Consider the following 13,429-nt stretch of genomic DNA (forward strand, 5'->3'; position numbering starts at 1 on the left):
AATCTTGCGACCGTACTCCCCAGGCGGAATGCTTAAAGCGTTAGCTGCGCCACTGAGCAGCAAGCTGCCCAACGGCTGGCATTCATCGTTTACGGCGTGGACTACCAGGGTATCTAATCCTGTTTGCTCCCCACGCTTTCGCGCCTCAGCGTCAGAACCGGACCAGTCAGCCGCCTTCGCCACTGGTGTTCTTGCGAATATCTACGAATTTCACCTCTACACTCGCAGTTCCACTAACCTCTTCCGGTCTCAAGCCATACAGTATCGAAGGCAATTCTGTGGTTGAGCCACAGGCTTTCACCCCCGACTTATAAAGCCGCCTACGCGCCCTTTACGCCCAGTGATTCCGAACAACGCTAGCCCCCTTCGTATTACCGCGGCTGCTGGCACGAAGTTAGCCGGGGCTTCTTCTGCGGGTACCGTCATTATCGTCCCCGCCGAAAGAGCTTTACAACCCTAAGGCCTTCATCACTCACGCGGCATGGCTGGATCAGGCTTGCGCCCATTGTCCAATATTCCCCACTGCTGCCTCCCGTAGGAGTTTGGGCCGTGTCTCAGTCCCAATGTGGCTGATCATCCTCTCAGACCAGCTACTGATCGTCGCCTTGGTGAGCCATTACCTCACCAACTAGCTAATCAGACGCGGGCCGATCCTTCAGCGATAAATCTTTCTGCTCTCGCACGTATCCGGTATTAGCCCAAGTTTCCCTGGGTTATTCCGAACTGAAGGGCACGTTCCCACGCGTTACTCACCCGTCTGCCACTCACCCCGAAGGATGCGTTCGACTTGCATGTGTTAAGCCTGCCGCCAGCGTTCGTTCTGAGCCAGGATCAAACTCTCAAGTTGAAGAATTTGATCTCGACTATAGTCACTACGCAAATTGACAGAGTACCTCCATACTCCAGCGTTTCCACTGAAGCGGTGTACTCACCAAAGCATAGAACTGGTCGATGTATCTTACAGCAGCTCGTAAAAGCTGCCCGCAAGGACACCGCCGCCTACGCTTCTCTTCCCCTCTCAACAATGTCAAAGAGCAAAATTCCCCGCCACCAAAGACGAAGAACAGAACCTCGAACCATCCTGCCGCTCGAAGCGCCAGGATCCTCAAGGCCCCGTCAGGCCAGCCACCTCAGTGGCCGCCGTCGATGAACCCTATTTAGTCAAAGCCCGGACCGGTGTCAACAGCATTCGAAAAGAATTTCGAAGAGTTTCTGAGATTTGCCGTCTCTAGAAAAGTGCAGACACAGCGATAGCCTTCACAGAAATGATGAAATTTCTGTGTTGTTCTTCAGCAAAAGACATGAAATCTTCAGCTAATTTGCGGATTGTCGCCAGAGGAGCCGGATGAACGCTTCGAATGACCTTCGAACCTTCATCGCTCATGGAGTAGCCAAACACACAGAGCTTCACCCTCAGAATCTGCCCCCGAGCCGTCAGGTCTCGAACTGCATGCGTCTGAAGGCGCAACATCGCTCCCAGGCAAGGGCTTAGGAACTGATCGTCGCCGTGTCTAGAAAAGGACGCCTGCCTGCTCTCGCAGCGGCGCGGGAGAAGACACATAAGCGATCTCCCGGCGAATGCAAGGGAGATCTATCGCGCATCCACAGAGCCTCATGCCGCAGGGTCCAATCGAGCTGATCGATCAAAATCCACGGGCAATGCAGAGGAGGCTTCGAAGCCTGCCAAACCGGCAGCGCCCACAATAGATATCTGGTAACGGATCTCGAAAATCCAAGGGGTGAGCCAACGGGCGCTTCACCGGAATCGCTCATCAGGCAGCCTGGCGTCGGCTCCGGTCATGCCGGGTTGGCACAAACACCAACTGCCAGTGCCAGTAGCACCAGCTGGACATTTCCGATGCCGGCGCCCCGCAGCAGACTGCCTCATCAGCAGCCGCATCGGAGACGATGAACCGGCACTGCCTGCCCGGGCATCAACAAATCGCGTCTGATAACGCGCAGACGGCTCCGCGACATTGCTTGCAGCCATAGGTCTGAACTCAATGTTAGGAAGGCAAAAGCTAATGACCACGCTGGCCGAGAGGTGCGCGCAAATCCGGCGTCGTCTCTCGGCTCGTGGCCGTCCTCCGGCCAAGCGCAAGATCGCAACCGGCTGAACCTCAGATGGGGACAACGCCCGGATTTGCAGGACGTTGGTCGAAACGGGCCTGAACGGAACCAGACCGCAAATGATCCGTCTGACCGGCATGTCGCATCACGAGCCGAAGCGCTCTAGATCCCGGCGCAACCGGAACTGCCATCCCTCAGGCCGTCCCCTCCCGGTGCCCAGGTCAGAGATCCTGGCCCGCGGCCCTGTGGCCGGCGCCATCGGCGTGACGGTCATGGCCCTGGCTGAGAAGCTGGGGCAGGCGTTCGCCAAACAACCGAGCTCCTACGTTCCAGCTCATATACTGGAGCGGCTACTTGGTCTGTCACACCGGGCCGATCACGAGCGGCTGCTGCTGAACTGGGCCATGCACGTGTGCCTGCCGCTCCTCGATAACGGGCGCATGGAGCCTGTTCGCCGAACTAGACTTCGAGAACGAGGTTAGCGCCGCGGATTCCTGCTGTGACAGTGAGCATTCAAACCGGCACCTTGGCTTGATCTGATCTTTCCCCCTCTGCAACAATTCGCAACATTTCGTCGGGAAGCGGTCTCTGAAGTTTTAGGGCTTCTTCAGTCGGTGCGTTGAGCCAGACGTCATATTCCTCCGGCGTGGTCAGGATGACCGGCATCGCCTTCGGATGGATCGGCCCCACCACGCCATTCGGCTCTGATGTCAGAAATGAATAGAGCAGGTGTTCGCCTTCAACAGGATCAGCCTTCGTTCCACGTACGCCGGTCCATGGCCGCCAAATACCAGCAAACGCGGCAAGGGGGCGCTCTTCATTGAGGGCAAACCAAACGGGTGTCTTTCGTGGACGAGTATCCTTGTATTCTGAGAACGATGTTAGGGGCACTAAGACGCGGTACTGTGGCTTGAGCCAGGCACGCCAGAACGGCGAGGCAACATTCCGCACGTTCGTCACCGGATGATTGCCAACCTGCGGGGGAGGGGGGAAGCCCCAGCGCATCTGGATCAGCTCTCGCTCTCCATCATGCATTCTGATGACCGGCGCCATCTGGTCCGGGAAAATTGCCGACAGGGGAGGGACGTTGCCCGCGCTGTCACGGGTCACGTTGAACGCCTGGCGCATCGCGGCTTGGGTGGCATAGGAACTATAGAGATTGCACACGGGTGGAACCTTTCGTCTCGGCATCCTTGAGTTTTGTCTCGGTCCGGCAACTGTGTCGCTGTGAACCTGACAATAACCGCTGCCTCGCGCAACCCTCTGGAGTATAATCAGAGCTCCTAACCGGCGGCGTTTATGATTTGCGAATCATGATGCGCGGCTTGCCCGATCCGCCCTTCTGATTTTTCGATTGTTTCTCAAGAATTTGACTGATGCGGCCCTCTTCGAATTCCTCTGATGCTTTGTCCCAAACGTCTGTTCCGGCGCTGTCCCGAAGGATCGGTGACAAGCAGGCAGAGCCCTATCAAGCCCGGATTGCCGCGTCAGTACGAGAAGCCATTCAGCGTGGACGCTCGGGCGCGGTCTTAGCTCCCACGGGAAGCGGCAAGAGCCTGCTTGCGGCCGGTGCGGCAGAGGACGCGGTATCCCTCAGCAAGCCGATCCTGGTCCTGCATCCTGACGTCTCCCTGCTGCGCCAGAACTATGCCCAGTTCCAGACCGTTCCCGCGGTGAAGAGCGCGCAAACAGCATTCTACGTTGCCAAGAACGAATCCATCGGCGACAGCCCGATGCTGCGTAATTCGCTGGATGCTGACGTCATCCCTGCGACGAACATGTCGCTGGTCAACAAGCTCGATGACGAGGACTTCCTGCGCTCCCTCGATCGCTTCGGCAAGAGGGGAGGAGTCGTCCTCATCGACGAGGGCCATAAGGCCGCGGCGGACGAGCTCGCAAGAGTCCTCTCTCGCGTCGCTCTTGCCGGCGGCTCGGGTATTGTTCTGACCGCCACACCATTCAGGACCGACGGCAAGGATCCGCTGGACGCTTTCGGCGCCAGCATCGAGCACGACCTGATCGACGTTGCCACCTATGACGAGGTCCTGGCGACGGGCCGCACGGTTCCCACCAGGTTTGACATCGCCACCGGTGAGTTCGAGGCTCACCTGGGTACGGATGCGGTCCGGCTCATCGAGAGGGCATTTCTCGCGCTGCTGGCCGAGAACAAGTCGGTCGATCAGGCCTCCCAGCAGGCGTTCTCCCGGTTCTTCAAGGAAGGGGCCAGTGAGGGCGACAAGGCGATTGCCGCCCTCATCGTGGCGGCTGTTGCTCGGATCTGGGCCAAGCGTGCAGCCAACTCCACCCTGGCGATGATCCATTGCGACAGCGTAGAGTTCGCCAAGGAGCTCTCCAGCTACCTGGCTCAAGAAAAGCTCCCTCCCAGGCATGAAAGGGCAGAGGAGAAGCCCCGCGTGGCCTTTGTGGTGGCCGGCGAAATCCGGATCTGGCGCAACGGCGCCGAGGAGGGGCTGAAAGAGGGCGAGCCCGTCGGTCGCAAGATCAAACGCGACGATCTCCTCGACGCGGCCCGTGCCGGCGGCTTCGACATTCTGGTCAACGTGAATGCTCTTGGCGTTGGTACCGACGTTCCCCAGACAGACCTCAACATCCTGGCCTGCCAAGAGCGTTCCATCGGACCGGTAAAGCAGATCAGCGGGCGAGGCGAACGCGCTCACAAGATTTCCGGCAAGACACACCAAGTCCTCGTTGATGTCGGCAACTCGATCCTGCGCATATTCAGCGACATCGACGCCATGCGCCGGAACGATCCGGAGCGCTGCCGCCGCCAGGTCCGCGGGCTAGCGGCTCCGATCCGGGAGCAGTTCGAGGCTTGGTTCGACAAGGATCCCAGCCTTCGCGAGCAGATCGAGGAGCGCCAGCGTCAAATCCGGCTGCGGATGGGCGAGGGCGACAGCGAGCAGTACGACGATCCTCTCGACCCGACCATGGAGATCGGCGAGGAGGAAACCCTCCCGGTGCCAAAGCCTTTCGCCCGCGGTCTCATGACCACTGGCATGCGCCGCTACGACTCCGAGACCAAGAAGTTCTCCAGCCGTGTAGCCCTGTTCTGCGATCTGCAGGAGTTCGGCCTGTTCGACCAGGACACTGCCCCGGACCTTCCACGCTGGCTGGTAGCCACGCACGATGAGCGAACGGGTGCCCAGCAGGCGTTCCTGTGCAAGACGCAGGACGTCGCCCGTAAGTATGTCGCCTTCGTGGGCATTCGGCACGATGGCGATTATGAGAGCGCCAGCCCGACCGACAAGCAGCGCAAGTTCCTGAAGAGCCTACAGCAGGCGCGGCCTCTGGCCTTGCCCTGGCTCACTGGCTTTGCCGACCCGTCCAGCGCGACCCACATGTCAGCCGCTATCGATCTCCTGAAGGACAAGGCGGCGCTCCTGGCCAGGTTGCTCAACATCGCTGCAACCCGTCTGATCGAGCGTGCTACGGGCGCTCACAGCCTCCGGACCGACCTGCGCTCGGTTGTCTTGGATCGCCCCAACCAGCTCACGCCGCAGCGTCGCGACCTACTCGCGGCCTATTGCCGGCTGCGCCAGCGCTTTGCCGACCTTTACCCTTATGCCGTCGGCGGCAAGGCCACGGCTTTTTCCATCACCACCTTCGACCCGTCGGTCCTTCCCGAAATCAAGGAAATCGTGGCAAACACGAGCATCCGCTTCTTCATTATCGACAACGCGGAGAAGGAAGAGCAACTCCGCCCCAGCCTGGCCGAGGGACTGATCAAGTCATCGATTGTGGCGGTCGGCCCTAAGGGGCCTACCGAGCAGTGGATCCGGCAGAAGGCAGGCTTTGGTCGGCACGATGAAGCGGCTCGGGCGCGGGAGCAGATCTTCCGACAGGCTCTCCACGACCTTGCCGATGGTCCGCTCACCAGGGACCACTCCCTGAGCATCACGCTATCCCGCACCGAGTATCTTGAGATCGCCGCTGCCACACCAGGCAAGGAGCTCGTTCGCGCTATGCCATCGGCCGTGATGAACCTGCTGCTCTTGACTGGTGGGGAGAGCGGATCACCGCTGCCCGAGGAGCAGGTGGGTCTGATCCAAGCGGCCATACCAAAGAACCGGACCGAACTCGCTGTCCCATTCTCGCTCCCGCGTCTGTGCGCCAGATATGCCCAGCAGCCGGTACCAGCACAGAAGAAGCTTCTGAAGGATCTGGAGAAAGCCGCCACATTCAAACGCAATCGGGACGCCTATCTTCAGGCACAATCAAGCATAGAGAGCCGGGCGCATCGGCTCCATGGTTGATACCGCCATGTGGAAGTTGCCATCTGATCTTGGCTGTGAACTCGTAAGCGCTCTACTAAGGCATGGTCCAAAACCTACCTCTTTCGAGATAAGATTATTGTCTTGATTCCTCCGGGTGGGTCCCTCATAGGTAGTATTCCCGCGCGAAACATCCTGATCCGCCCTGTCCCTTGCGACAGCAGGCCTTGGTAGCCCTTTCAGAGAGCGAACGTTCCTATGGCAAGCACCATCTACCCGGCTCTGACGTTCACGAGCATCGGAGGCTCCGCATGGAGCGATGGCATCGCCGAGGATGGGGAAGGCGGATCGTACAATCTGCCACTGGACATCCAGATCGGACTGCTTGGCACCAGTCCGGGCACGCCGATCGAGTGGAGAGACAACTACGAACTAGGAATGCCCCGCAATCAATTCACGGGGCTGACTACCTTCTGGGGACCCGACGGGTATTCGCCGTGGCAGGGCTTCTTCGTCAGAAGCAAGGACTCTTCCGCATTCCAGTTGGACAGTTTTCAGTGGTACGACTGGAACTATGAAGGCGCCGTGGTCACGGTCCAGGGCTTTCTGGACGGTGCTCAGGTTGCCCAATCCAGTTTCCAGGCGAATTTTGATGAATCTGTTGTGACGGTAAGCCTCGGCACTAACTTCGACCTGGTCGACGAGGTCCGCATCACCTACGCAACTACGGGCTACGGAACCATCAACAATCTGCAGATCGCGAGTGCCGATACTTTCGGTCCGTCGGTCACATCCCTCTCCGTGCCCGCGAACGGCAGCTACGTTCCTGGTCAATTGCTCGAGTTCCGGGTCAACTTCGATGAAGTTGTATTGGTCAAAGACAATGGAGGTCGACCGCAACTGGTGCTGGTGATCGGCGAACAGACCGTTTACGCAGATTATGCTTTTGGTTCGGGATCAAGTGCTCTGGCCTTCCGTTACGCGGTGCAGCCGGGCCAGTTGGATGCAGATGGCATCACTATCTCGTCTCTCCAACTCAATGGTGCGACCCTCATCGACCTCGCCGGCAATGCCGCAACGCTGACCTTGAACAATGTCGGCTCCACATCTGGCGTGCTGGTTGACGGAGTGCCCCCGGCCAATGTGATCAGCAGCGCGGCCCTTTCAGCCGATACTGGGCAGTCGGCGACTGATTTCGTGACCCGCACGGCGGCGCAGAGCATCAGCGGTACTCTCTCAGGTCCCTTAGCTTCCGGCGATGCCGTTCACCTCTCTCTCGACAACGGCAGTACGTGGATGGCCGCTGCCGCCTCCGTAGGCTCGAGCGTCTGGTCACTGGCAGGAGTCACGCTTTCTGGCAGCAACACCCTCCAGGTCAAAGTAACCGATGCTGCTGGCAACAGCGGCCCCGTTTACACTCGGGCCTATGTGCTCGATACCACGGCACCGACCGTGACGATCACCAGCAACCTGTCATCTCTCAAGATCGGTGAGACGGCGACGATCACCTTCACCTTCAGCGAGGATCCAGGTCAAACCTTCACATGGAACGGAACTGTCGGCGATGTGGTCGTCTCCGGAGGCACGCTCAGCGCGATTTCCGGGAGTGGCACGACGCGGACGGCAACTTTCACGCCGGCAGCGGGGATCAATGGCGGCACAGCCACTATCGCGGTCGGCGCGGCATCCTATATTGATATGGCAGGAAACTTCGGAGGTGCAGGTGCGACGCCCAGCATCTCGTTTGATACGCTCCCTCCTGCCGCGCCTTCTGCCCCTGATCTGATCGATGCGAGTGACAGCGGGATCTCGGTTGCCGACAACCTGACGAATGATACGACGCCGACCCTGACCGGCACCGCCGAAGCTGGCACGACCATTACCCTCTATGACGGCGCGACAGTGGTCGGCTCTGGTGTTGCGGTCGGCGGGGTTTGGTCTATCACCACAACCGGCCTGGCGAGCGGGGCGCACCAGATCACCGCAGTAGCGCGCGATACCGCGGGCAATGTCAGTAGCGTATCCTCATCCTTTGCCTTGACCATTGATACCAACGCGCCGATTGCCATTCCCTCGACCTCGACGCCAGCGGACGACGTGACGGAGATCCCGCCGGACAGCAAGATCGTTCTACGCTTTGATGGCCCGGTCGAGATCGGGCCGGGGGGCAGCATCATCCTGTACAACGTGACAGATGCGACAGCTCTCGAGACCATCGCCTCCGACTCAGCCAGGGTCAGCGGCTGGGGATCCGCGGCGCTGACGATTGACCCGTCTTCCCGCTTGCCAGGAGGAAAGACCATTGCTGTGATGTGGAGCGGTTCGGCTTTCCAGGATCGGGCGGGCAACTTTGTCGCTGCGAATGCCACCGACACGTTCTACAACTTTACCGTCAAGCCGGATCCGGTGGCTCCCACGGCCACCAACCTGACACAGACTGTCGGCTTCCTGGAAGATGGCGGACCTGTTGCCCTGGGTGACATCGTCATCATGGACCCGGATTGCGGGGAGACAGTCACTGCGACGCTGGCGCTGAGCAATCCGACTGCAGGCTCTCTCCGCTCTGGAACGTACGGATCGGCCGTATCAAGCTTCAATGCGACAACAGGCGTGTGGACCGTCACCGGATCGCTCGCGGACGTGAACGCAGCTCTCGCGGATGTTGCCTTCACGCCGTCACCTGATTGGAGCCAAACGGTCACGATCGCCACTCGGATCAGGGATGCCACCGGGACAGGGCCGGCCGACGGCATCATCACGCTGATTGCAACTCCGCGCAATGATGCACCAACTTCAGGCAACGGCACCCTGACCCTGCTCGAAGATAGTCAGTATGTCATCGAGATTGCGGACTTCGCATTTGCGGACCCTGTCGATGCACCTGCGCCGAATGCCATTCTCTCGATCATAATCGACGCTCTCCAGGATCGAGGTGCCCTGGCGCTGAACGGAGCAGCCGTTGTGGCCGGGCAGGAGATCAGCGGTGCCGACATCACCCGCGGAAAGCTGGTTTTCACCCCAGGCACCGTTGAGAATGGAGCTGGCTCGTCGTACGGCAGCTTCACGTTCCGTGTAAGAGACAACGGCGGCACCGCGAATGGCGGCATCAACACGTCTGCGCAATACACGATGCGTATCGACGTGACGGCAGTGAACGACCCTGCTGTTGTCGGAGGTGACATAGTTGGATCCGTCAAGGAGCACGTCGTCACCATAGCCACGGGCGTGGTGACGGTCTCCGATGTGGACACGGGCGAGGCAAGCTTTGAAGCCATGGCCGATACGCGCGGCACTTACGGCACGTTCTTCTTCGATCACCTGACGGGCCGATGGACCTACCTGCTCGATATCAGCAACCCGGCTGTCCAATCGCTCGAGGACAGCGAGGTCAGGCAGGAGACTTTCACGGTCAAGACCATCGATGGCACTGAGCAGATCATCGCTGTTCTGGTCAACGGCACCAGCGACACCAACGGGACAGATGGAAATCAGACAATTTCGGGAGGAGCTGGTCAGGATATCCTCTTCGGTGGCGCAGGCTCCGACCGCCTGTTTGGGCGCGCCGGAAACGATCGCCTCGATGGTGGCTCCGGCAACGATAGCGTGTTCGGCGGGTCCGGCAATGATAGGGTCTACGGCGGCAGCGGGAACGACAGGGTTTCCGGTGGGAACGGCACCGACAAAGCCTATGGCGGAGCAGGGCATGATCATGTCTATGGGAATGCTGGGAGCGATCGGCTCTATGGGGATGCTGGTAACGACCGCCTTTCCGGCGGGGCAGGTCATGACATCATCATGGGCGGCAGCGGCCGTGACACCATCAGCGGTGGCTCGGGCGATGATCGGATCTATGGCGGCTTAGGCGCCGATATCCTCAGTGGTGGGGCAGGCCGGGACTCCTTCGTGTTTGACACTAAGCTCGGCAAGGGTGAGGCCGATACGATCCAGGGGTTCAACCCATGGGAGGACAGAATCCTCCTCGATAACGCCATCTTCAAGAGTGTCGGCGGCCGCGGAGGACTCGATTGGAACGCGTTCCAGTGGGGTGATAAAGCGATCGGTGCCGAGGTGCGCGTCCTTTACGACTTTGCAACGGGCGCACTGTTGTATGATGCCGACGGGAATGGGTCGGGTGCGGCGGTGAAGTTTGCTAAGATCGACCCATGGCTATGGCTCACATATGACACCTTCAGGATTATCTAAGATTTCAGATAGTCCGGCATCGCTAGGAGCTACTTCGTCATAAAAAGGCCCCAGCGGAGAGGGTAAGTGTTCTCCACCAGGGCCAGCTCCAAGCATTGGGGGCTATGGAGATTGTACGGGCTGATACGCAACGCGCCCGTTGCCTGCAACATCAAACAGCCAAGCTTAACTATTCGTGCAGGTCAGCCTACCCGTACAAGGGAATCTCAGGTGAGGTGCTGGGCGAAGTGCTTGTTCATCTCGAACATGCTGACCTTGTCCTTGCCACCAAAGACTGGCCGGAGCTTGTCATCGGCCAGGATCTCGCGCTTGTTCTCGGGGTTCTGAAGATTGTTCGCCTTGATGTACTCCCAGACCTTGCTCACCACTTCGGTGCGGGGCAGGGGAGACGAGCCGACAACGGCTGCCAACTCATTCGAGGGCTGCAGCGGCTTCGCCAGCGCCCCATTCGGCTTCTTGGTTTTGGTGGCTTCTGCCATTGTGAATCTCCTTTGTTACGCTGTACTTCCCCCCTGCAGGGGGAAAGGGGCCGGACCATTGCCGCTGAGGGTTGAACGATCGGATAATGGAGCTCTAGGCGCTCACCTAGCGACGTTTGCCCTTGGGATTCGCCATCATCCGCCGCATCGCCGCTTCGGCCTGTGCTCGAGCCTCTGCATCATGGTTCAGAGAGCGCACTTCTGAGGCTTCTTCCTGCTCCCGTAGGCCATTCTGGCGGGCTCGCCACTGCCTCGCCTGAGCGGCTGTCGCTGCCGTGTTGGCAAGCTTCTCGAGCCGGTCGAGTTGAGGGGTGCTGGCCTGAGCCTTGGCGTCGGTTTCCTCTTCTTCGTCCTTTGGTTCCCTCCCCATGGGGTCTCCTTGGTAAGTGCCTGCTTGCGGGTTACTGATGCTGCGGCCACACGAACGCTACACCGTGTCGCTCTCCACTGCTCCATCTCAGGTGAGCCGCAACCATAAGGTCCAGATCGGGAATGGCCAAGACGAACCCTGCCGTCAACTCGGTCGGTTCTGCGAAGGCTAGCCCAGCCCCACCTGCCGAGATGTCGCGAACGGTACAACTCAGGCCTGGAGATCCGATCCCCTGCAGAACCTGGGCCATGAGTGACGTCGGCCGCCGATGATGCGCGCGACGCTCGCTCCTTCCAGCCACTATTGCCTGTGAATGACGGCTTCCATTCCAATGCATAAGATCTTGAATGAGTCTGCCAAAGGATGAGTTCCACAACCGCCGCCACTGGCTCCTATGACAATTTCGCGCAATCGATAGGTGCCCTCAGCCGTCAAAGCCACACGGGCCATCAGATTGGCAGCCCACCTACCCTAACAGACGCAGTAGGTGGTTTGGCAACCGCATGTCATGAGGCGAGTTCTGCCCACCGTCCTCGGTTGGATGAATGTCGACCCCACGAGCGGAGCCCTCACGGAACAGACCACGCCCGTGGGCTCGAAGGCCAGATCGACCTCACCGGACAGCTCGTTGGCCAGCATTCTCTCGATCAGCCGAGTTCCGAACCCCCTGCGGGTCGGGGGCGTCACCAAGGGGCCATCCCGCTCCTGCCAGCGCAGCGCCAGATGCGGAGGATCGCCTGGAGTGACCCTCCAGGTGATTGCAACCCGACCTTCAGGAGTCGACAGGGCCCCGTACTTCCCGGCATTGGTTGCAAGCTCATGGACTGCCATGGCCAGCGCAAGGGCTGTCCCCGGCGGCAGGGCAATGGCCGATCCGTTGATCTCGATGCGTGAGCCTAGCCGACGATAGGGTTCAAGAACCTCCTCCAGGATCTCGCCCAGTTCCGCCTTTTCCCAGTTCTCCCGGGTCAGTACGTCATGAGCACGAGCCAAGGCGAACAGACGCTCTTCGAAGCTCTTGATGCTTGGTTGATCCTCCTTACTGATGCGCCTGAAGCTTTGGGCGGCAAGGGATTGTACAGTTGCGAGCGTGTTCTTGACCCGGTGGTTGAGCTCATTGATGAGAATGCGCTGATGCTCCTGCGCCTTCTTCTCGGCGCTGATCTCCCGCACCTCGACGATCGTGCCGATCGTCTTGGCGTCAGCGTCCCGGATGGGGCTCGCCGTGAACGCCACCGGATAAAAGCTGCCGTCTTTATGGACGAACACCTCCTCGCCCTGCATCTGGTTGTCCTCAGGGAAGGCGCGGTCGATGGCGCACTCCTCCAGGGGAAAGTGACTGCCGTCAGGACGGGTGTGATGGACTACGTCATGGAGTGGCTGGCCTTGCACCTCCTCCAGGGTGTAGCCTGTCATCTTCTCGGCCGCGGCGTTCATGTAGACACACTGTTGCCCCTCATCCATGAGGAAGATCGACACGGACGCGTTGTTGAGCACGGCATTCAGGCGCCGCCGGGTTTCGACCAGCCGGGCGTCCGTTCGCTGATGGGTCACATCGTTGCACAGCACCAGCACTCCGCCGACTCCGCTAGGGCGGGTGCTATCATCGATGGGGCTGTAGCCGTAGGTCCACCACACGTCCTCCCGTCGGCCGTTGCGTGTCACCGGCACGAGTTGCTCCTCCTGCCAAGTCGCTCCCCTGCCGGCCATCACGTACTCGATCTGCGGGCCGATGATGTCCCAGACCTCCGCCCAGCATTCCCGTCCACCCTGCCCAAGGGCACTGGGGTGGCGCTCTGGGCCCATGGTCTGCCGGTAAGCGTCATTGTAGAACTGGATCAGATCATCTCCCCACCAGATGAACACCGGATGGTGGGTGCTGAGCATCAGGCGCACGCTGGTCTTGAGCGTCTGTGGCCATGAAGCCGCCGGCCCAAGCAGTGTGGATGCCCAGTCATAGGCTCGGATGAGTTCGCCCATCTCGCCCCCACCACGCAGGAATTCTTCCTTGCCTCGGCTCGTGCTTCGGCCAGCAGCCGGCATTAGTTGGGTTAGTTCGTTGGTCATGGGGATGA

At 59.8% G+C, this 13,429-nt stretch carries 8 protein-coding genes and 1 rRNA gene; 3 read left to right on the plus strand and 6 right to left on the minus strand.

All coding sequences use genetic code 11. The features are described from left to right. Nucleotides 1–847 (minus strand): 16S ribosomal RNA (locus tag MA07_RS09610); the annotation flags it as partial. 381 nt (nt 848–1,228) lie between these two features. Next, nucleotides 1,229–1,471, minus strand: coding sequence for a hypothetical protein (locus tag MA07_RS09615; RefSeq protein WP_152568804.1), 243 nt, complete (start codon nt 1,469–1,471; stop codon nt 1,229–1,231). A gap of 718 nt (nt 1,472–2,189) precedes the next feature. Between MA07_RS09615 and MA07_RS09620 the strand changes: the two genes are divergently transcribed. Then, on the plus strand, nt 2,190–2,552 hold the full coding sequence (locus tag MA07_RS09620; RefSeq protein WP_152568805.1) for a hypothetical protein: 363 nt from the start codon (nt 2,190–2,192) through the stop codon (nt 2,550–2,552). A gap of 31 nt (nt 2,553–2,583) precedes the next feature. Here the strand turns inward: MA07_RS09620 and MA07_RS09625 are convergent, their stop codons facing one another. Then, complete coding sequence (locus tag MA07_RS09625) at nt 2,584–3,237, minus strand: SOS response-associated peptidase (protein WP_036349960.1); 654 nt, start codon at nt 3,235–3,237, stop codon at nt 2,584–2,586. A gap of 209 nt (nt 3,238–3,446) precedes the next feature. On the opposite strand from MA07_RS09625, the gene MA07_RS09630 reads away from it, so the two are divergent. Beyond that, complete coding sequence (locus tag MA07_RS09630) at nt 3,447–6,344, plus strand: DEAD/DEAH box helicase family protein (protein WP_081928881.1); 2,898 nt, start codon at nt 3,447–3,449, stop codon at nt 6,342–6,344. 216 nt (nt 6,345–6,560) lie between these two features. Then, on the plus strand, nt 6,561–10,505 hold the full coding sequence (locus tag MA07_RS09635; protein ID WP_036349963.1) for an Ig-like domain-containing protein: 3,945 nt from the start codon (nt 6,561–6,563) through the stop codon (nt 10,503–10,505). Between the two features lie 206 nt (nt 10,506–10,711). On the opposite strand, the gene MA07_RS09640 is transcribed toward MA07_RS09635, so the two are convergent. The 3 genes from MA07_RS09640 to MA07_RS28810 all read right to left on the minus strand — a co-directional run bounded on the left by MA07_RS09640 (nt 10,712) and on the right by MA07_RS28810 (nt 13,421). Further along, nucleotides 10,712–10,984: an SWIB/MDM2 domain-containing protein gene (locus MA07_RS09640; protein ID WP_036349964.1), complete on the minus strand. Its 273-nt coding sequence runs from the start codon at nt 10,982–10,984 to the stop codon at nt 10,712–10,714. Nucleotides 10,985–11,090: 106 nt separating this feature from the next. Further along, entirely contained in the window at nt 11,091–11,354 is a 264-nt protein-coding gene (locus MA07_RS09645; RefSeq protein WP_036349965.1) for a hypothetical protein, read from the minus strand. 471 nt (nt 11,355–11,825) lie between these two features. Beyond that, nucleotides 11,826–13,421 (minus strand): HWE histidine kinase domain-containing protein, encoded by a 1,596-nt coding sequence (locus tag MA07_RS28810; RefSeq protein WP_244445214.1) that lies wholly within the window; start codon nt 13,419–13,421, stop codon nt 11,826–11,828. Nucleotides 13,422–13,429 lie beyond the last annotated feature (8 nt).

The organism is Microvirga sp. BSC39, from assembly GCF_000739015.1.
Classification (GTDB): domain Bacteria; phylum Pseudomonadota; class Alphaproteobacteria; order Rhizobiales; family Beijerinckiaceae; genus Microvirga.